We start from the raw sequence: 20,523 nt of genomic DNA on the forward strand, positions 1-20,523 counted from the left end.
GCGGACTGACGACCCGCCCGAATGCCTGACTCATTATGACTTTTATTTCGATTTTGCTGGCATTGCTGATTGAACAAATCAAACCTTTGCGTGCCGATAATCCGGTGTATACCCAGATTCAGCAACTGGCGCATAAGATCGAGGAAAGTTTCAATGCAGGTGCGGCAAAGCATGGCCGGCTCGGTTGGTGGATCGTGGTCGGCGTGCTGACCGTGCCGACGGCTTTGATTTACTGGCTGTGTATGAAGCTGAATCCGCTGGCCGGTTTATTGTGGAACGTGTTCATCGTCTACATGACACTGGGTTTCCGTCGCTACAGTCATTACTTCACATCCATACAACTGGCGCTGAGCGCCGGTGATGACGATGCGGCTCGCCGCCATCTGGCGGAGTGGGCGCATATTGATACGACCGGCATGGATGTTCCCGAGATTTCCCGTCTTGCCGTTGAGCGCTCACTGATTGCCACGCACCGTAACGTGTTCGGCGTGTTTTTCTGGTTCCTGATGCCGGTGGGGCCTGCCTGTGCCGTGATGTACCGCGTTTCCGAGTACCTGGCCCGCGCATGGTCTGAGCCTGAACATATGCGTAATGAAGCGTTTGGTGAGTATGCGCGCAAAGTGTTTTACTGGATAGACTGGTTGCCGGCACGTCTGACCGCAGTGGCTTTCGCAATTGTCGGTAATTTTGAAGATGCAGTGTATTCCTGGCGTAATTACGCAGATCGCTGGAAAGATGAAGCGATGGGCATCATCTTGTCCGCCGGTGGTGGTGCGCTTGGTGTGCGCCTTGGTGAGCCGGAAGAAAAAGCACTGATTATCAGCGATCCTGATGCCGAAGATGAAAATGCTGAAATCGAGTCGCAACCCGGTGCAGAAGCAACGCCGCGTTCGTTGCAAAGTGTGGTCGGGCTGGTCTGGCGAGCATTGCTGTTATGGATGCTGATGCTGGCGATTCTGTCGTTTGCCGTCTGGCTCTGAGACATCGCCATCAATCTGGCGGAAAAGCCGCTCCCGTTGTGGAGCGGCTTTTTTGTTTTCAACGCTCAGATGTACTCACGAAGCTGATCCGGAAATCTTTCCTGACTGATGTAATGCTCAGCCTGCCGGAGAGCTGAATGGTGGTTCATTGTGCAAATATCGTCATGATGACTTTCCGAACGCCCGCTGTTTTCGCCGACGAGCAGGCAGATGCTATGCAGAAACCCGCAAATCGGGGCTTTCCGGCCTTGCGCAGTCTTTTTCCCCCGTTTTGTGCCAGAGAGGGATTGCCTGCCGGTGCTGGCGGATCGTGCTCCCTGTTCCCGTGCATTTTATTGGAGGCTGCGATCCGATGGTTCGGTCAGAGGCTTCACTGTCCGTTACCGCCAGGTTCTGCGGATTGTGCAAATATCGTCAAAGCCATCTCACGGAGAGCCAGAGTTCTCGCGGGGGGTTGATGTTTTCTTGTGCTGAACACCGCATTTGCTCTGGTTTTCAGTGCTTTTTTGCACCAAACACGTGCGTGGCATATGTAAATTCATCAGATGATGCGGATGATTTTTTGGAAGCGATGCTCGGTAGCATTCGTTGTGGCAATATGCATCAGCACGCTCAGATTATGATCGTCGCCTATGTGCAAGTAAGGTTGATGCTGGAATTTAATTACAATTGGCCGGAATTGCTTTGGTTTTGATGGAAGAAGTCTGCAGCGGCAGACTTGCTTTACTGCGCGGCAAAATCGGCTATAGTGGTTAAACATGCTGTGCCAGCGGCCGGCAGGGTGGAAAATCTGTAAGTCCGGTTTCGAACTAAGTCTTCTATAAGATATAATATGGAAGTATTTTGAAAGCTGGATATCACATAATGACATTCTGCTTTTTTCAAACCTGCTTCATTGCGAGCCGAGCACATGGCCGATTCCGACAAAACACCTTCCAAACCCGTTAAAGAGTTTTTTATTCTGGGTCTGACTAATCAGGGAAAACAGTTTCGCCCGAGTGACTGGGCGGAACGGCTTTGTGGCGCCATGTCCTGTTTCAGCCCGGACGGCGGTCGCCACGCCCATTTAAAATATTCACCGTATGTTCGTCCTATTCTGATGAATGGCGTGCGTTCTGTGGTGGTCAACGAAGCCATTCGTGACATTGAGCCGATGGCATTCCACTTCGTGCTGAATTTTGCAAAAGACAATGATTTGCAAATCATTGATGCCTGCCTGATTCCTGACGACAATAACGCTGGCTGACCGCGCCAGCCTCTCCTGCCACTGTCCATGTGTTACCCTTGCATTTTTACTCAGGGGCAGGCACGGTGGCGCAACTCATTCTGGTCCGGCACGGACAAGCTTCTTTCGGCAGTCAGCATTACGATCAATTGTCTGAGCGCGGCTATTTGCAGGCGCAATTGCTGGGGCAATGGTGGCAGCAATGTCAGCGCCCTGCGGCTGCCATTGTCACCGGCAGTATGCAACGCCATCATCAAACTGCAGAACACTGCGCTGCCGCCTGGTCAGGTAGTGCGCATGCAGCGCATCTTGCCAGTGAATGGCAAACGAACAGTGACTGGAATGAATTCAATCACCATGAAATTCTGGTGCGCTATATGCCGGCACTGGAAGATCCTGCGGAGAGTCGTGCAATTCTGGCGCAGCCAGACGGTATGCGGAATTTTCAGGGTATTTTCAGTGCCGCAATGGCACGCTGGATCGCTGCCCCGGAGCAGCATGATTACACCGAAAGCTGGCCTGCATTCCGTCATCGGGTACAGCGGGCTTTGTTGAAGCAAGTACAGCAAGTAAATCAAAGTGGTCAGGACGTTGTCGTATTCACGTCGGCAGGGGTGATTACCACCGTCGCTCAGTTATTACTGGAATTTCCGCCGCTGCATTTCATGCGCTTAAGCTGGTCGCTGGTGAATACAGGCGTCACATGCCTGAATACCGCGCCGTCTGATCCATCCCTGCCTGCGGTGATTAGCAGTCTGAATCAGGTGCCGCATCTCGAATTGAAAAATCAGCCGGATCTGATCACCTTCGTCTGAAGAACTTGCACATCATTTTGTGCCTGTGATCAGAATGATGCATATTGCATAATTTTTCACACCGGATAATATGAAAAGCCTGAGTGCTGCATTCCTGTCGTTGTCAGGGCAGGCAGCATCTGTTGTCGTCTGTGATTCCATCCTGTCCGGAGGTTTGGTATGCAAGATGCACCTTGGCTTCAACACTATCCGGCTGGTATTCCGCGCCAGTTGCCTGCGGTCAGGCAACATCTGAGCGACTGGTTCACACAAACTTGCAAGCGCTGGTCTGCTCACGCTGCATTACAGGCTGGCGGACGATGCTGGACATATGCAGAACTCGCCGCGGAAACTGAAAGCCTGTGCCATCGCCTGCAGCAGGCTGGCATTCGTCCGGGACAATCTGTGGGCTTGCTGACCGGAAATTCACCGCAAGCCATCTTCAGCTATTTTGCACTCTGGCAATGTGGTGCGGTCGTTGTTCCCTTATCACCGCTGGATGCAGCGCCTCAACTGGCGCGCAAACTGGCCGACAGTCAGGCAGTATTTGTGCTGACCCAGAACCTCGCACCGTTCATTGCGGCTATATCACAGATTGCCGACGGTAGTGCGCTGCAGGCAGTGCTGGTGAACGATGTTTGCGCGTGTGCTTCCGATCCGATGGTTGTCCGTCAGCATCTGCAGGCTGCCGGTTTACTGGCGGACTTGCCGGTGCATTCGCTTTTTCGTTTTTTGCCAGATCTGCCGGTGCCAGCCAGTTCCGCAACAAATACATCAACAATTGCGAAATTCAATCTGATAAGCAATCTGACAAGCAATCCAACGAGTAATGCAGACACAGATAGAGTTTTACAGATACCTGATTGCGAGCAACCTGCTTTAATTCAGTACACGGGTGGTACAACCGGTGATCCGAAAGGAGCGCCGCTCAGTCACAGCAACTTACTGAGTGCCTGCGAACAATTGCTGGCAACCACACGCACAGAGCCTCCGGTGCTGCGGCGTGGTCAGGAGCGCCTGTTGCTGGTGTTGCCGGTGTTTCATATCTATGCGCTGACGGCAGGTATTTTGTTTGCCCTGTCCGCGGGTGCTGAAGTGATTCTGCATGCACGCTTTGACCCGGATGCAGTACTGCAGTATCTGATGCGGAAAGAAATCACCATTTTCCCCGGTGTGCCGACAATGTATGCGGGTTTGATGATGCATCCCGATGCAGGGCGTTTGCGCCAGTGCCAGCTGCGTTTTTGCTGCTCAGGCGGAGCACCGCTGCCACAGGTACTGGCAGCGCAGTTTGAGCAGCTCAGCGCTTGTCGTTTGCTGGAAGGGTGGGGCATGACCGAAGCCGGGCCATCCGGCACGTTTACACCGCGCACAGGTCAGGTTCCGCCGGGTTCTTGCGGCTTGCCGGTGCCGGGGCTGGCATTGAAAATTGTGCGCCTCGGAGCGCCGGAGATCACCGAAGCTGCAGGTGTCAAGGGAGAAATTTGTATACGCGGCCCGAATGTGATCCGGCAATACTGGCGACGCACTCCGGATGCGGAAAGTTTCACTGCAGACGGTTTTTTGCGTACCGGTGATATCGGTTATCTGGATCAGGATGGTTATCTGTATATCGTTGATCGCTGTAAAGACATGCTGATTACCGGTGGCATGAATGTCTATCCGCGTCTGATCGAAGAAGCGATTTACCGTCATCCCGATGTGGCGGAAGTGATGGTCATCGGCATGCCGGATGCTTACCACGGGCAGCTTGCACGCGCCGGTATCGTGGTGAAGCCCGGTCGTACACCGCTGACTCTCACCGTCTTAAGAGAATTTTTAAGTCCCGTACTCGGCAAGCATGAATTGCCGGCGCAACTGGTGATACGCGACAGTTTGCCAAAAACGGCTATCGGAAAGTTGTCTAAAAAAGACTTTCTGGCGGAAGAGATGGCAAAAGCGGCGTCAGGCGCGGATTGGGCGACTGGACTGCAAGCAAATCCGGCAACATAAGCATGCTGAGAAGGCAGAAAAAACGGAGATATAAAAGTGGTCTGGCAGACTTGCTGAAAGATACGTCATGGTATCAGGCAGGCTCTGGGAAAAACATTTCTTAGTGATGAATTTGTCATGAAAAATAAGGGCGGACAGTGGTAGAGTCTCGTCTGTTTTACTTAACAGGTTGAAGTATGTTGTCCGCTGTATCTGCGCCCGCCGCACCGCGTATCCTGATTCTCAGTCATGCCTGCTGGGAGGGTTTGTCACGTCTGCCGGCAATGTTGCATGCGGCCGGTGCGCGGGTGGAAGTGTTCGGGCCGGCTGGCAATTATCCGTCGTTGTCACGCTTTGCGGCTGCGAAGCATACTGCACCGCAGGCGATGGAATCTTATCTGCAAGCCTTGCAGGAATTTTTGTCGCGGAGTGCAGCGCCGGACTGGATTGTGATTGGCGATGACACCTTATGGTATGCACTGGCAGAACGACGTGAGCAGCAATGGGTGCAGGCGATTATTCAGCATGCAGTGCCATTATCTTCGCTGGATTTTATTGTTTCTAAAATAGTTTTTTCAGAAAAATGTCAGGCTGCCGGTATCCGTATGCCCGCGTTCAAGGTTTGCGGTAATGCAGCAGAGGCGCAGCAAGCTGCGACAGAACTGGGTTTTCCTGTGGTGTTGAAGGAGGCGCAGGGCTTTGCCGGATTATCCGTGCAAATACTGCACACGCCGGAAAGTCTGGCAGCAGCAGATTTTTCCGGGCCGCGTATTGTTCAGGCATTTATCCGGGGTAAAACACTGAGTGCCTGCGCCTTGTACCGGCACGGCGAACTGGCGGGTATGTTTTCTTATTACCGTAGTCGCACCTGGGGCAGCCTCGGACCTTCTGCAGCAATCCGTTTTAAAGTATTTGAAGGCTTAACTGAGATGGCGCAGAAGCTAGGCCAGCTCAGCAGATTTCATGGTTTGTGCGGACTGGACCTGATCGAATCGGAAGACGACGGGCAATTGTATTTGCTGGAACAGAATTTCCGGCCCACGCTGACGATGGATGCCGGACATCTGGCAGGCGCAGATCTGACTGGTTTGTTACCGTTGCTATGGTCGGGTAACAGTCAGTCAGACAATTTGCCGCGCCTGCAAAATCCTGCATGCGGTCAGCTGGAAGCGCTGTTCCCGCAAGACTTTTTCCGTGCCATTGATGAACGGCGCCGCCTGCAGATTGCTGGCTGGTTATTACGTCCGTGGCGCTGGCGCTGGCAGGAACCGGGGATTATGGCGCTGAACCTGCGTATTGCTATGCGTAAATTGTTTAATCGTCAGCACGGCGCGATATAAAACACTGAGCGGTTATGCTCATAACCAGCCCTGATCACGCGCAAGCCGGAACGCATCGACCCGGTTTTTTGCCTGCAGTTTGCTGATCGCTTCGGATAAATAATTTCTGACCGTGCCTTCCGATAAAAACAAACGCTTTGCGATATCGGCATTGCTCGCTCCTTCACCTGCCAGCCGCAGAATTTGCCGCTCTCGTTCATTCAAAGGGTCTGCCGCAGCACCCCAGCTTTCTACGGCCAGTTCCGGCGCAATCGCTTTCCCGCCTGCATGCACGGTACGAATTGCCGCTGCCAGTGCTTCCGCCGGTGCATCCTTCAGCATATAACCGCGCACACCGCTGGCCAGCGCACGGCGCAAAAAGCCGCTGCGGGCGAAAGTCGTCAGCACAATCACTTTGATCTGGCTGCGCGCGCTATGCAATTCGGCCGCCAGATCCAGACCACTCATGTGCGGCATTTCAATATCCGTGATCAGTACATCGGGCTGCAGCGTCTGGCACAGTTGCAGCGCTTCTTTGCCGTCCTTTGCCTGTGCCAGAACCTCTATATCGTCTTCCAGTTTCAGTAGTGCTGCCAGTGCGCCGGCAACCAGCGCCTGATCTTCGGCCAGTAAAATACGTATCATGCAAAGTCCTTTGCCAGAGTTGCGCGGATTTCCCATTCTTCTGCGCAGCGTATATCGAGATTGCCGCTCAGCGAAGCCAGACGTTCGCGCATGCCGCGCAATCCGTTACCATCGCTGACCGGCTGATGTTGTGTATCCGCGGGTAAATCGTTACTGACACTCAGCACCCATTGTCCTGCGGATTGTTCCAGGCTGATGCGGCATTGCGTTGCCTGCGCATGCCGCAAAATATTGGTTGCCGCTTCACGCAGCAACAGCGCCAGAATATTTTCGGTCGCAGCAGGAAGTGCAGGCAGGCTGGGTGGCATTTGTACCTGACATTGCACTCCGGCGGATTCCAGTGTTGCGCAGGCCTGACGCAACTCATGCGCAAAGCCGGTGGAACGGTAACCGGTAATCGCAGCGCGTACTTCTGCCAGTGCATCACGGGCGGTTTTTTCCACATCACGGATTTCCTGTTCCGCCTGTTCCGGAGCGCGTGAAATCAGCTTGCGCGCCAGTTCTGCTTTCAGTGCAATCACTGACAAGCTGTGTCCCAGCAAGTCATGCATATCACGTGCAATGCGTTCGCGTTCTGCAATGGTCGCCAGATATTCAACCTCTTCCTGTTTGCGCAGCAAATCTTCTTTACTGCGCAGCATTTTTTCACCGATGACGGCGCTGACACCGGCGGTGGTGCCGAACAACAATGCAGGTATCCAGAAAAATGGCGGCAGGTTCAGCAGCAGTGTGCATGCAATGATCAGCAGACCGGCGAAACTCAGCGTCTGATAAGCCGCACGTTCCGGTGTGATACGGCTCGCCATCGCTGCTGCGAAAATACAGAAAGTCGAACCGCCGCCATTCCACGGTGCCCAGATCAGACCCAGTGACAGCGTTGCAAACACACACAGATACAAACGCTTACCAGTGCTGTTGAAGCTCAGAAAATACACCGGCAAGAAAGCACAGATACTCAGCAGTATCAGTCCGATTTCTGTTATGTCCATGCGGGTGTACAGGGCTTTCCAGCCAAAGATCACCAGCGACAGCAACCAGAAGTAAGGCGCTTTACCGTAGCGTTCGGGTACAAGAGGAGAGGGCAGGTGCATACAGCGTTGTCCTTATCATCGCAAAAAAGAGCAGGCATCCTTGCCTGCTCCCGTTCGGGCATTATTCACTGATCAGACGAATGTCTGCAATCTCAAACTGACGTTCGCCCGCAGCGCCACCGGCATTCCAGCTGATCATGGTAATCAGTTTCATATTCAGGCCTGTAACGTCTGCGAAACGTACGCGGACTTCCTGCCAGTCCTGACTGGTCTGAAACGGAATCTGCACCGGAATAAAACTGCCTTCAATACCAAATGCCAGTGCATACGTTTGTCCGTCACCGCGCGTTCTGAAGCGCAGTTCACTGGCCTTTTCGAGATTTACAGCCTGCATAGGGCGGGTTCCCGGCAGCATGCTCAGACCTGCCCACGGATAGGCAAAACCCGGTTGAATATTGGCCTGTAACTGCAATACCGGACCAAGATCAGCATCTTCGCGTAATTGCATGCGTGCAGTGGATTTACCACCCATCATCGTGTCGGATGCTGCGCTCCAGCCGAGGCCGAATGGTGAGCCTGCCTTATTATTTTTTATTTGCAGTAGCGCAGTCACCGGATTCAGTTGCATTGCGCCACTTTGCAGGGCGGCTACTTTTTTTATCTGAGCCTGTTGCAACGGGCTGACAGGCTCACCTTGTTTCCAGGCTTCCGTGATGCGTTGCGTATCGGTGATTTTCTGATCCGGCTGACCATCGATCAGCAAAAGATTCGCGACCATGCCCGGCGCAATGCGACCCTGATCACGCAAATGAAATATCTTTGCCGGAGAACTGGTTGCAGCCTGCAAGGCTTGCACCGGCGTCAGGCCAGCCTCCACCAGTTCCAGTAATTCCTGATGCATGCTGATGCCGAACTGCGTGCCGTTATTCCCTGCATCCGTTCCCGCCAGCACCGGAATACCTGCGCGCTGGAATGCTGCCGCTGCTTTACGGGCGGGCGCTACCAGTTCCGGTTGCGGCTTACGGCCATAGGTTTGCTGTAATGCCTGTTGCTGCACCGGTGTCAGCCAGCGCATCCACACCGGATTGGCTAATACGGCATCTGCTTTGATCCCTGCAATGCTGTTTAATACCGAGAAGGTCGGAATCACAAACGCATGGTGTTTTTTTGCAGCGCGAACCATGGCTGTGATTTGCTGATCGCTGATTTCTTTTGCGGTGAATAAATGCACCAGACCATCCGCGCCATTTTCCAGTGCAAACAGGGCGTCATCAATACTGCTGATATGCACCAGTGCCAGCTTGTTGCGTTTGTGTGCGGCACTGATCAGCGCTTTCACAGTATCGCGGCTAAGGCTGGGAACGACGTGTTCGTGTCCGCCGCTTTCCATCACGATTTTGATGAAGTGCGAACCTTCTGCAATCCGTGCATCCACCCATGCCTGCGCCTGATCCGGTGCGCTCAGTGTTTCCACTGGCAATCCGTATTCTGTGCCGTGGCCGCCTTTGACAGTGGCTAGCATACCAGCCGAGTAAGTGTCCGGCAGCCGGGTATTTTTTTCTTTCAGCTGATGGTTAAACGCTTGCAATGCAGCTTGCGCAGCGAATAAGTCGATTTGCGCAGTCACGCCGAACAGCAGCGGTAATTCCTGATCTTTAAATGCGTGAACATGACTGTCGATCATGCCCGGCATCAGAGTCTTACCGGCGGCTTCCGTAATCACCGCATCTGCAGGTGCTGCAATGCTGGCGGCGACGCAGGTAATTTTGCCATCCTGAATCAGCACGTCGCGTACGCCAATGATGCGTTCACCATCAAACACGCGAGCCTGACGAATCAGGGTATCGGCAGCGCTGGCTTGGATTGCCATACCGGACAACAACAGACTCAGAACACTACGGGAAAATCGGGACATCTCAGCCTCCGTCAGAAAGAATATTGAACAGGCTTCAGTGTGCCTGTCCGGCATCAGAAACTGCAGGGCCATACGTCATGACTTTCATATGACAATTGTCATGTTCCATGTTTTATTCCGGCAAGCAGACATAAAAAAACCGTCGCCGGAGCGACGGTTTATGGCAGACCGGAAATACGGGAACCGGTCACCGCAAGGGCGTCAGCCCCCGCAGATTAAGGTGCTTTACAAAAGCAGTGCGTCACTTCTGCATAACCTTTCGGATTATTGTTCAGGTCGTTAATCCAGCGGATATCTTCCGTAACCTGATTCATCATCGCAGGTGTCATGCCGGCAGGTACCAGTGCCAGCTGGAAGTGCTTAGCCAGTGTGGCGCTGATTTGTGCATTGAACATTTCCAGCAATTTATCGAGCTTGGAACCTTCCGGCTCGATATAGCTGTAATGGTAATCGTCACCGAGTTTCGCCAGTTTGGCAGCGGAATTCAGTGCATCTTCAAAGCTACCCAGACGATCGACCAGACCACGCTCTTTTGCCTGCGTACCGGTCCAGACGCGGCCTTGTGCCACTTCATTGATTTTTTCCGGTGTGGTTTTGCGTGCGGCTGCGGCTTTGGTGGTGAACTCTGCATAGATATGGTTAATGCTGCTCTGAACCATGTCGGCAAACTTCGGATTTAAAGGACGCAGCGGATTGTAGGGTTCAGCCAGCCAGGTCGTTGTTGTGCCTGCGGTATGGATACCCAGTTTTTCAACGGCTTTGTCAGCAGTCGGCAGAATCGCAAACACACCGATAGAACCGGTGATGGTTGCTTCATCTGCAATCACTTCATCCGACGACATTGACACCCAGTAGCCACCGGATGCGGCAACGTTACCCATGGAAATGACAACAGGCTTGCCAGCTTTGCGTGTCAGTTCCAGTTCGCGGCGGATCAGTTCAGAACCGAAAGCGCTGCCACCCGGCGAATTAACACGCAGAACGACAGCTTTGATTTTGTCATCTTCACGTGCTTTGCGAATCAGATTCGATGTGGACAAACCACCGATGGAACCTGCAGGTGCTTTGCCTTCACTGATTTCGCCTTCGGCAACAATCACGCCAACCTGATCACGACCCAGATCCGGGTTGTGGCCTTTGTTCAGTGCCAGATAATCGTCAAAACCGATCTGACGGAAGCTTTTGTTTTTGCTGTCCGGTGCGCCGACGGTGTACATCAGTTCACGCAATTCATCGCGGGTTTTCAGACCATCCACCCACTTCAGATTCAGTGCCAGCTGACCACTGCTGTCACCGGCGGCTTTCAGCAGTTCCGGTAATTTGTTAATACTTTCGGTCACAGAGCCGGCAGGCAGTTTGCGCGCTTTTTCAATATCGTCCGTATAGGTTTTCCACAAAGCGTTGTACAGAAACGCATCTGCTTCAGCTGCAGCCTGAGACGGGCCATTGCCAATGTAGGGTTCTGCAAAACTCTTATAAGTACCGACCTTCAGCACATTGACCGTGACACCCAGTTTATCCAGCGCATCGCGGTAGTAATTGCGGTAACCGCCGAAGCCGGTGACCGACACCATACCCATAGGATGCATGTAGATCTGATCTGCGTGCGCAGCCAGCAGGTATTGCTTCTGGCTGTAAGAAGAACCCCAGGCGATGACTTTTTTGCCGGTGGCGCGGAATTTATCCAGCGCCGCGGCAACTTCACGTTCCAGTACCAGACCACCGCCGTTCAGTTCATCCAGCAACAAAACGATACTGGTGATTTTGCTGTCATCTTTCGCGGTATCAATCGCTTCCAGAATATCGCGTAACTGAATCGAGCGGCGCGTATCACCCTGTGCTTCAGCGAGGAAGGCATCACGTGCCGTACCTGCATGTTGTTCTACCAGATTCCCTTTGAGATCGAGGATCAGTGCCGTTTTATCTTCCAGCTTACGTGGTTTTTCAGAGGAAAACGACGCTGCGATACCGATCAGGATAATCAGTAACAGCAGGTTCAGGATTGCACGGCGGCCGTAATCAAGTACGGTCCACAGCATGCGGAATCCCTTTCCTATCCATTGCAAAGGCGTAATACGCATTGTTGCTCCTTCAGTTAAAAATTACTCCGGCCAGATGTCCTGCAAAATCTGGGTCAGATGTGCACCACCGCGTACCAGTGCATCATCTTTCATGTTTGCCATCATTTTTTCATATTCTAATGGCAATGCAATCGACCAGTTTAACCCACGCGAAGCCGGAGCGGCTTTTCCGAACTGAGAACCGGTGAATAAAGTACGCGCATCGCGGATTGCATCGTTCGCCCACAGCACCGGCAAATCGTTCAGTGGTGCTTTTGCAACATTGTAAGTGCGTGCTTTTTTCGCCAGCGCATCGTTCATGCGGCCGCGTTTGTAGTTGTACGGCACATCGTCCCACAGCGAATGCAGATTACCGCACGGGCATTGCAGTGCATTGCCGCCAACGGTGTTGGTGCTGTGATCGTAGCCGTGCTCATCCGGATTGACCTGTTTGCCGTCTTTATCGAGGAATACAGAGCCAACGTGCAGCGGCTGATGAATATCGCCGATGTAATGCACCAGCAACGCCAGTGCTTCCGCTTTATCTTTGAATGAGAACGGGGCAGGGGCTTCTTTGCCCTGCAGTACCAGTGCCGCAGCGCGGATGGCGTTCACCACATCATGATCGCTGGTGCCTGCGTAGCCGGTTTTGTAGTGATCATGCTGAATCGCGACGTCAGCATAGTGGTATTGCTTATGGCAGGTTTCTTCGCCTTCTTCCGGCTTGCACTGCGTATTGTTACGGCGGACGTAATCCGCCATGGCGGCAATACCGGCCTGGGTTTCGAACGGCGCACATTCCGGATAGCGTCCCATGGAGGTGTAGGCAAAATCTTTTTGCGGATCGATACCTTTGACGCAATCACCCCAGACCGAGACTTTTTCCAGCGTCTGACCTGCCAGAATCGCTTTGACCTGCGCACCGGCTTTCGTGCCTTCCAGCAGTTTGTCAGCAACAGCACCAACGGACTGGTGACCATCTGCACCCCACGCAAATGCCAGACCCGGCATCGCGACAGCCGCGCTCAGCAGGCTGCACAGTAATAATTTTTTCATCAATTCACTCTCTTTTTAAAAACGAAACAGGTATTCGTGACGACGATACCAGCATAGAACTCATTTCATAAATAGCCACGAGTGCGAACGCGAGGTGCCGGGATGCAGTGCGCGGCATCGTTGCGCAGCACAGGCTGGTGCCTGTGCAAGCGACGCAACAAAGCAATGCGCCCGGCACCTCCGTTCCCGGAGGGTTTGCCTCATAGCGCACGCTGGACAGCGTTGGACGCGTTGTGAATAGCACCGCTATTCACTTCCTTGTCCGTCTTGCCAGCCTGCGCTATGAGACAAACGCATCTCGCGGGTATTTATGAAATGAGTTCTAGCAATTCCGGATGTCATTGTGATGAAATCCGGTAAATAAGCAATCGTTTGCGTCATTTGGACAACGGCATCGCAGGCTGGTTCCGGTTCGTGTAAAAAATGACAGAGAAAGCATCAGGGCTTGTCTGTCCGTACATCGACTTCAAACCGTAGTGGCGATAAAATAGAGGGTTTTATCTCTGATCTGAACGGAAACCGATGAGTACCGAATCTGCCAATCCAGAAGCAAGCGTCGCCAGCGCGCAGACCAGTGCTTCGCTGCAAAACCTGATTAAGCGTGAAACTGCACGCCGCCGCACTTTCGGCATCATTTCCCACCCGGATGCGGGTAAAACCACACTGACCGAAAAACTGCTGATGTTTTCCGGTGCGATTCAGTTAGCCGGTACGGTGAAAGCGCGTAAGAGTGCGCGTCACGCCACTTCCGACTGGATGGAGATTGAAAAGCAGCGTGGTATTTCGGTGGCTTCATCGGTGATGCAGTTCGAGTACCGCGATCACGTCGTCAATCTGCTCGATACCCCGGGCCACCAGGACTTCTCGGAAGATACCTACCGCGTGCTGACCGCCGTTGACTCCGCACTGATGGTGATTGATGCGGCTAAGGGTGTGGAAGAACAAACCCTGAAGCTGCTGAATGTCTGCCGTATGCGCGACACCCCGATCATCACCTTCGTCAATAAAATGGACCGCGAAACCCGCGATCCGCTGGAATTGCTGGACGAACTGGAATCGGTACTCAAAATTCAGTGCGCACCGGTGACCTGGCCGATTGGCATGGGTAAAAATTTCCGTGGTGTGTATCACATCATCAAAGATGAAGTGCTGCTGTTTACACCGGGTAATGAGCGTGCAGATCAGGAAGTGGAAGTCATCAAAGGCATCGACAATCCGCGCCTGCAGGAAATGTTCCCGATTGAAATGGAACAGCTGCGCATGGAAGTGGAACTGGTACACGGCGCATCGCATCCGTTCAGTCTGGAAGACTTCCTGTCCGGCGTACAGACGCCGGTTTTCTTCGGTTCCGCGATCAATAACTTCGGTGTGCGTGAAATTCTGAATGCCCTGATCGAATGGGCACCGGCCCCGCGTGAACGCGATGCGACCGTACGTGCTGTCGGCCCGACCGAAGCACCGTTCTCCGGTTTCGTTTTCAAAATTCAGGCGAATATGGACCCGGCCCACCGCGACCGTATCGCTTTCCTGCGCGTCTGTTCCGGCCGTTTTGAACGCGGCATGAAACTCAAACATTTGCGTCTGAACCGCGACGTCAAAGTGTCGTCCGTTGTGACCTTCATGGCGTCATCGCGTGAACAGGTTGAAGAAGCGTACGCAGGCGATATTATCGGTTTGCCGAATCACGGCAATATGCAGATCGGCGACAGCTTTTCCGAAGGCGAACTGCTGCAATTCACCGGTATTCCTTACTTCGCACCGGACTTTTTCCGCACCGCCCGCATTCTGAATCCGCTGAAAATCAAGCAATTGCAAAAAGGTTTGCAGCAGCTCGGTGAAGAGGGTGCGGTGCAGGTGTTCCGTCCGGTCACCGGCAGCGATCTGGTGCTGGGTGCAGTCGGTGTGCTGCAGTTTGAAGTGGTTGCCAGCCGTCTCAAAAATGAATACGGCGTGGATGCCGTGTTTGAAGGCACCAGCATCAGCAGCGCACGCTGGATTACCTGCGATGATAAGAAAATGCTGGCTGATTTCGAACGTTCGTCCGCCGGTGCCAATCTGGCCTACGATGCCGCCGGCAATCTGGCCTATCTGGCCACCTCCGGCGTCAACCTGCGCTTAACGCAGGAACGCTGGCCGGACATCACCTTCCACAACACGCGCGAACACGCCGTCAAACTGAGCTGATCCGCTAATAGCCCGAAACATGAAAAACCCGCCCTGCAGATGCACGGCGGGTTTTTTGTTGCCTGATGCGTTTAGTTTTCAGAATCTCCAACTGAACGCTCACCAAGCTTTGCCGCCAGAGCCGGCTTTGAGCGCCAGAACATCCCAAATGCGGTGTTCAGCACAGCGATCCGGCGGTCGCCGGCAGAAAGTCAGGGCTTCAGAAAAATGCGAATGACGATAGTTGCACAGTACCTTGCAGGTTGACTTGCTGTGGCATGGAAGACGGATGGGGTAACTATCCGTGTTGTTGCAAGACTGTCGTTGCATCAAAATGGAAATGAGGAGGTGATTTGCAGACATAGTCCGAAACCCGACTTCGAATCGACACTCTCGAGGAACTGATAACTTCGATGTCGTGAATTAATACGCCGGAAATTCCGGAGAGGCATATCTCCGTTCTGACGAAGCCAAGGATCTGACTGTTTGTTGCAAGTGACTGAATTTGCGTTTTCGACGACTTCCACGAGCGACTCTGATGTTCTTGGATTATTCCCTGTATATCGAGCAATAAAATAAAAGGCTTGAAATCCTCTCTTTCACAGAATTTGTCTAAACAACGTTGTTTTGCCGCTGTATAGAGTGTGATCATGTGAGGTGTAAGGTCGTCTTCAGTTCCCTCAAAAGGGTAAGGTGAGACTTTCACGTGTGCGTAGGTTTCCAGTTTCCCAAAAGCCCTGAGTTCGGCGGCTACAGCATATTTGACAGATCGTATTCTGCTTTTCCAGATCATTCCCTCGCATTCTTGCAGCGCATGCGCACCCGTTTTGGAATCACCAGCGACATATGCTTCGTAAGACATTTCGATGAGTTCACGCATGATGCCCAGTTTTCGCGTGTCGGGTATTTTTCGCTCTGCAAAGCGAAATCCTGACCGAAGCGCGTTAAACGCAGCAGCCAGGGTTTCTTTCTGATTCACCGGCGTGTCGTCGAAAGAAGTAAAGCGATCCGGAGCGTTGAATAGTACATGTGCCCAAAAATCGTGGTACTGCCCTAATGTTTCAAAGTCATCGAAGAATAGAGTCATAATTTCACAGTAATGAAACGTGTTGCAGTCTTGTCAATCGGCGGCTGGATTATCAGCGTAGCAGTCCTGCTAAAAAAAATTCAAATGAAATTTAATGGACGTATTTGCACTTCAGGTGTCGAACGGAATAAACGCCTGACGCCGATCTGCGCATGAATTTTTTGTACGAAATAATTATTGAATTTTAACTTGGTGTGGCGCCGGTGGAATTGACTGTAAGTGAGTGATCAGTCCTTGTTTGTTCTCGCCATTTATACCCAAGCGCAGTTTTTCGTATTTCTGTCAGCTCCGATAGAAGGCTGTTGTCCAGTTGCGTTAAATTCAGCCCAGAAACACCCTGAATCACCCCAAATGCGGTGTTCAGCACAGCGATCCGGCGGTCGTCGGCAGAAAGTCTGGCTGTCGGGAAAATACCAATGCGGAGTTCTGCACAAATGTTCTGTTTCCCTGATCTGAATCCGGGTTCGTAATCCGTCGCCGTTGTGCCACCAGATGCCGGTTGGTGCGGATATGTCGAATAGCTGGTAGACCGGATGTGGTTGTATAGATAGCTATAATACCACTTTAAGCCGATCGGATTGCCAGCCCTTGTCCGGATGCGGGTTAGCGCCGGATGTTGTGCCGGTGCGGCTGTCTGCGTCCAGACCAGTTGCGCTGAGATCCTTTTTTTACCTTTCCCACAGACTGAGAATGCCGGTTGTTGCGCGCGGAAGAAGCCTGGCTGGCTGCGTGCAGGTCAGTACCCACATTGTGCAGCAACTGGTTTTTTCTGTTGGGAAAACTAAACAGACCACTTTTTCATTTCGCTAAGGAAAATTTATTCTTTATCGTTAAAAAACAAGGATCTATATATGTTTTGTGCGGTATTGAATCAATACCAATACGAGGGTAAGTAATACCACGTACATACCGCTTGACAACCACTTTTGCCAGCCATAAAGTGAGCCTCAATTCGAATTGATGCTTATTTTTTAGGCTGTTTAAAGACTGAAAAAGCAGGGCGGATTTCGGAGCAGGCGAAGCAGCGCGGTTTGTCCTCAGGCAGATTTGTGCAGCCGTCAGCGAACAGGCTGAACCGCTTCGCGCCAGACAGAGTGGCTTGCCCAACAGGCATACCAGTCGGTTCCGGCAAACTGACTTGGTTCCGGATTGTTGAACTGGAATTAAAGTGGAATGACTCTGAGGGGTGGGCAGTGAACACGCCAGTGTGATGACAGCAAACGGTTGTCATGCTGCTTTCAAAAATGTAAACGAGGGGGAGTAAATGAAACGAAATCTCACAACCGGACTGACACCGATTGCAGCTGCAGTCGCCCTGCTGTCCGTCAGCGCAAGCGTTTATGCACAACAGGCAGAAAAACCACAGGAAGTGGTTGTTACCGGTATCCGCGCTTCGCTGCAACAATCGATCAATCAGAAACGCAATGCGGAATCTCTGGTTGAAGTCATCACGGCGGAAGACGTCGGCAAGATGCCGGACAAAAACGTCGCAGATTCCCTGCAGCGTATTCCGGGCGTGAACGTGGCAACTGCCGGTGGTACAGAAGGTGGTTTCGGCGAAAACGACCGTGTATCCCTGCGCGGCACACCGTCTGCCCTGACACTGACCACATTCAACGGTCACTCTATCTCCAGTGGTGACTGGTACGCTGCTAACATCTCCGGTGGCGGCCGCAGCGTCAGCTATTCTCTGTTCCCATCCGAACTGATCGGCCGTGTGACTGTGTATAAAACAGCGCAGGCAGATCTGGTGGAAGGCGGCGCAGCTGGTTCCGTGGATATCGAATCCCGCAAACCGCTGGAATTTAAACAAAAACTGACTGCCATCGGTTCTCTGCAAGGCGTGAACTCCAGTCTGGCCGGTAAAACCAATGCACAGGTCAGCGGTCTGGTGAACTGGAAAAACGATGACAACACCGTTGGTATCATGGTGCAGGCATTTGATCAGAAGCGTTCGCTGCTGCGTGACGGTCAGGAATTCCTGTGGTGGGACAAAATGGTTCCCGGCTACGATGGCTCCGGCTGGGTACAGGCTAACCCGAATGTTCTGGGTAAAAATTTTTCCCTGCTGACCGGTACTGCGCAATTCTCGCAAGAGCGCGAAACCAAAGGCGGTATGGTTGATCTGCAATACAAAGTTAATCCTGATCTGACATTTGACCTGACCGGTTTCTACAGCAAACTGGAAGCGTCTAACGTCAACCGCAATATGATGTTTGCACCGTACTCCGCGATGACGAATGGCTGGAGCGGTAAAGGCGGCGTTGCACCGTCGAACTGGACTGTGGTTGGTGACACCATCACTTCCCTGACACTGCCAGGCTCTTGCCCGACAGGTCTGGATTGCTCCAGCATGTCCACTACTGTGCAGGACATCGCGGTGCGTCCGGGTTCTTACAGTGATTCCCGTTTTGTGAATCTGGATGTTTCTTATAAAGCGAACAAGGATCTGAGCTTCACAGGTAAGCTGGGTCAGACTCAGGGCACAGGCCATACACGTGACATCGGTTACGAAGTCTGGAATGCCTACACTGGCGGCAGCATCACCGTATTTGGTCTGAACGAGCCGGCACGTATCGTTGTACCGGGCTCCAATGTGCTGACATTCCGTCCTAACAACCCTATCGGTGGCTGGGCATCGGATGTGACGGCAACGGACAAAGAATCTTACGGTCAGTTCGACGGTACATTCAAAACCGGTAACGATATTCTGCATAGCATCAAGTTCGGTGCACGCGTTGCAACGCACAAACGTGATCTGACCAATCTGGCAGGCACTGTTGATGCAGCGGGCACACTGGTGGCAAATGCACCGACAGGCGTGACAACACTGAACTCCAGTCTGCCAAACGTGCTGAATAACACCTGGACGCTGACCGGTGATTCCGTGACTGCGTGGGCGAACAAGTATGTCACATTCAACTCCCATGCTTATCAGGCTGAATTCAACGTCAAAGAAGACGTACAGTCTGCTTACGCAATGGCAAACTTCAACACAGATAAAGTGTCCGGTAACTTCGGTGTGCGTTTTGTGAATACAAAAGAGCACGTAGAAAACGGTTCTCCAAACAATACCTGGACACCGATCGTGACAGAAAATACCTACACCGACATTCTGCCTAGCGCGAACTTCCGTGTAGATATCGCCGACAAACTGGTAGGTCGTTTTGCTGTGAGCCGCACGATGGCACGTCCTGACTTCGGTCAGCTGGCTGCGCTGTCTCTGCTGGATACACAGATGACCGGTTCCGGTGGTAACCCTAACCTGAAACCTATCCGTTCGAACAACTTCGATCTGGGCGTGGAATGGTACTTTGCACCGAAATCCATGGTATCCGCAGGCATCTACAATATGTCGATGGATTCTTATGTGACTTACGGCTCTTTCACGCAGCAGTTCTATAACTATGCGCAGAAAAAAGTCACCGACTACAAAATGAGTGCAGCGACTAACACCACAGCAGAAGTTAAAGGTCTGGAACTGGCTTATGTTCAGGACTTCGGCAACGGCTTCGGTGTGAACGGTAACTACACTTACGCTGACGGTAAAGAAACCGGTAAAGCGCCTGGTTCTGCCTGCGCAACCATCGGTGACTGCAGCATGGTGGGTACTTCCCGTCATTCTTACAACCTGGGTGCTTACTTCGAAAACAGTAAGTTCAGCGCACGTGTTCAGTACAACTACCGTTCTAAATTCCTGAACGGTCTGGATCGTAACTCTGCGATTTATCAGGATGCAGTCGGTACGATCTCCGCATCTCTGGGTTACAACCTGACTGACAACATCAGTCTGACACTGGAAGGTAAAGATCTGAATAATCCGATGCTGAAGTCTTACGCAACGACACCGGATCAGCCACGTGCCTTCTACAAAAACGGCCGTCAGATTTTCTTCGGTATTCGCGCGAAGATCTGATTGAACTGATTGTCACCACTCCGACCAGCGTCGGAACCTTTAATGGCGGAGCGCATCCTGCTCCGCCATTTTTTTGAGTAAAAATCAATATTCCGGTTAATAAGATGCCGGTTCAGCCTGTTGCTGCCTGTGGTTCTGTTCGCGTATCGGTGAACAGGAATACATACAGCAGTATGTTGCAAATCCCCGTTATCTGCGCGGCAGCAGAACGGAAATCAGTCAGGAAGGGAAGGTATGGATTTTTCAAATCGCCAGCAAGAGCCGGGCAAGAAGTTTCTCGGCATAGGGCTGGTCATCGCATTTCACGCGATACTTGTGTACGCGTTACTGAACGGTCTCGGACATAAAATCGTCCAGATCA

General features: G+C 52.4%; 14 protein-coding genes. 7 read left to right on the forward strand and 7 right to left on the reverse strand.

Going from position 1 to position 20,523, the window contains the following annotated elements:
- Positions 1-35: 35 nt before the first annotated feature.
- The 5 genes from KDM89_RS14020 to KDM89_RS14040 all read left to right on the forward strand — a co-directional run bounded on the left by KDM89_RS14020 (position 36) and on the right by KDM89_RS14040 (position 6,310).
- Entirely contained in the window at positions 36-980 is a 945-nt protein-coding gene (locus KDM89_RS14020) for a CobD/CbiB family protein (protein WP_212688543.1), read from the forward strand.
- Positions 981-1,890: 910 nt separating this feature from the next.
- Positions 1,891-2,226, forward strand: a complete 336-nt coding sequence (locus KDM89_RS14025) for a DUF3579 domain-containing protein (protein WP_189357307.1) — start codon at positions 1,891-1,893, stop codon at positions 2,224-2,226.
- 65 nt (positions 2,227-2,291) lie between these two features.
- Positions 2,292-3,020, forward strand: coding sequence for a histidine phosphatase family protein (locus tag KDM89_RS14030; RefSeq protein ID WP_212688544.1), 729 nt, complete (start codon positions 2,292-2,294; stop codon positions 3,018-3,020).
- Between the two features lie 159 nt (positions 3,021-3,179).
- A complete protein-coding gene (locus KDM89_RS14035; protein WP_212688545.1) occupies positions 3,180-4,991 on the forward strand; it encodes an AMP-binding protein in 1,812 nt (603 codons plus the stop codon).
- Between the two features lie 176 nt (positions 4,992-5,167).
- Positions 5,168-6,310: an ATP-grasp domain-containing protein gene (locus tag KDM89_RS14040; protein WP_212688546.1), complete on the forward strand. Its 1,143-nt coding sequence runs from the start codon at positions 5,168-5,170 to the stop codon at positions 6,308-6,310.
- Positions 6,311-6,328: 18 nt separating this feature from the next.
- Here KDM89_RS14040 and KDM89_RS14045 read toward each other — a convergent pair whose 3' ends face one another.
- The 5 genes from KDM89_RS14045 to KDM89_RS14065 all read right to left on the reverse strand — a co-directional run bounded on the left by KDM89_RS14045 (position 6,329) and on the right by KDM89_RS14065 (position 12,996).
- On the reverse strand, positions 6,329-6,934 hold the full coding sequence (locus KDM89_RS14045; RefSeq protein ID WP_212688547.1) for a response regulator transcription factor: 606 nt from the start codon (positions 6,932-6,934) through the stop codon (positions 6,329-6,331).
- On the reverse strand, positions 6,931-8,025 hold the full coding sequence (locus KDM89_RS14050) for a sensor histidine kinase (RefSeq protein ID WP_212688548.1): 1,095 nt from the start codon (positions 8,023-8,025) through the stop codon (positions 6,931-6,933). Before KDM89_RS14050 ends, KDM89_RS14045 begins: the two co-directional genes overlap by 4 nt.
- 61 nt (positions 8,026-8,086) lie before the next feature.
- Positions 8,087-9,880 carry a CIA30 family protein gene (locus KDM89_RS14055; protein ID WP_212688549.1) on the reverse strand — a complete coding sequence of 598 codons (1,794 nt, stop codon included), beginning with the start codon at positions 9,878-9,880 and terminating at the stop codon, positions 8,087-8,089.
- Positions 9,881-10,095: 215 nt separating this feature from the next.
- Positions 10,096-11,961 carry a signal peptide peptidase SppA gene (gene sppA / locus KDM89_RS14060; protein ID WP_212688550.1) on the reverse strand — a complete coding sequence of 622 codons (1,866 nt, stop codon included), beginning with the start codon at positions 11,959-11,961 and terminating at the stop codon, positions 10,096-10,098.
- Positions 11,962-11,982: 21 nt separating this feature from the next.
- Positions 11,983-12,996, reverse strand: coding sequence for a S1/P1 nuclease (locus KDM89_RS14065; RefSeq protein WP_230427881.1), 1,014 nt, complete (start codon positions 12,994-12,996; stop codon positions 11,983-11,985).
- 522 nt (positions 12,997-13,518) lie between these two features.
- Here KDM89_RS14065 and KDM89_RS14070 point away from each other — a divergent pair.
- On the forward strand, positions 13,519-15,180 hold the full coding sequence (locus tag KDM89_RS14070; protein ID WP_212688552.1) for a peptide chain release factor 3: 1,662 nt from the start codon (positions 13,519-13,521) through the stop codon (positions 15,178-15,180).
- A gap of 277 nt (positions 15,181-15,457) precedes the next feature.
- Here the strand turns inward: KDM89_RS14070 and KDM89_RS14075 are convergent, their stop codons facing one another.
- Both KDM89_RS14075 and KDM89_RS14080 read right to left on the reverse strand, forming a co-directional pair.
- Positions 15,458-16,246 (reverse strand): hypothetical protein, encoded by a 789-nt coding sequence (locus tag KDM89_RS14075; RefSeq protein WP_212688553.1) that lies wholly within the window; start codon positions 16,244-16,246, stop codon positions 15,458-15,460.
- Positions 16,247-17,044: 798 nt separating this feature from the next.
- Complete coding sequence (locus KDM89_RS14080; RefSeq protein ID WP_212688554.1) at positions 17,045-17,353, reverse strand: hypothetical protein; 309 nt, start codon at positions 17,351-17,353, stop codon at positions 17,045-17,047.
- A gap of 157 nt (positions 17,354-17,510) precedes the next feature.
- On the opposite strand from KDM89_RS14080, the gene KDM89_RS14085 reads away from it, so the two are divergent.
- Positions 17,511-20,162 (forward strand): TonB-dependent receptor, encoded by a 2,652-nt coding sequence (locus KDM89_RS14085; RefSeq protein ID WP_212688555.1) that lies wholly within the window; start codon positions 17,511-17,513, stop codon positions 20,160-20,162.
- Positions 20,163-20,523 lie beyond the last annotated feature (361 nt).

Source organism: Cognatundibacterium luofuense (assembly GCF_018139685.1).
GTDB classification, from domain to species: Bacteria; Pseudomonadota; Gammaproteobacteria; order Burkholderiales; family Burkholderiaceae_D; genus Undibacterium; species Undibacterium luofuense.

Coding starts and splice junctions, on each gene's coding strand:
- KDM89_RS14020 (WP_212688543.1), top strand. CDS start 36: ATGACTTTTATTTCGATTTTGCTGGCATTGCTGATTGAACAAATCAAA.
- KDM89_RS14025 (WP_189357307.1), top strand. CDS start 1,891: ATGGCCGATTCCGACAAAACACCTTCCAAACCCGTTAAAGAGTTTTTT.
- KDM89_RS14035 (WP_212688545.1), top strand. CDS start 3,180: ATGCAAGATGCACCTTGGCTTCAACACTATCCGGCTGGTATTCCGCGC.
- KDM89_RS14040 (WP_212688546.1), top strand. CDS start 5,168: ATGTTGTCCGCTGTATCTGCGCCCGCCGCACCGCGTATCCTGATTCTC.
- KDM89_RS14045 (WP_212688547.1), bottom strand. CDS start 6,934: ATGATACGTATTTTACTGGCCGAAGATCAGGCGCTGGTTGCCGGCGCA.
- KDM89_RS14050 (WP_212688548.1), bottom strand. CDS start 8,025: ATGCACCTGCCCTCTCCTCTTGTACCCGAACGCTACGGTAAAGCGCCT.
- KDM89_RS14055 (WP_212688549.1), bottom strand. CDS start 9,880: ATGTCCCGATTTTCCCGTAGTGTTCTGAGTCTGTTGTTGTCCGGTATG.
- sppA (WP_212688550.1), bottom strand. CDS start 11,961: ATGCGTATTACGCCTTTGCAATGGATAGGAAAGGGATTCCGCATGCTG.
- KDM89_RS14065 (WP_230427881.1), bottom strand. CDS start 12,996: ATGAAAAAATTATTACTGTGCAGCCTGCTGAGCGCGGCTGTCGCGATG.
- KDM89_RS14070 (WP_212688552.1), top strand. CDS start 13,519: ATGAGTACCGAATCTGCCAATCCAGAAGCAAGCGTCGCCAGCGCGCAG.
- KDM89_RS14075 (WP_212688553.1), bottom strand. CDS start 16,246: ATGACTCTATTCTTCGATGACTTTGAAACATTAGGGCAGTACCACGAT.
- KDM89_RS14085 (WP_212688555.1), top strand. CDS start 17,511: ATGAAACGAAATCTCACAACCGGACTGACACCGATTGCAGCTGCAGTC.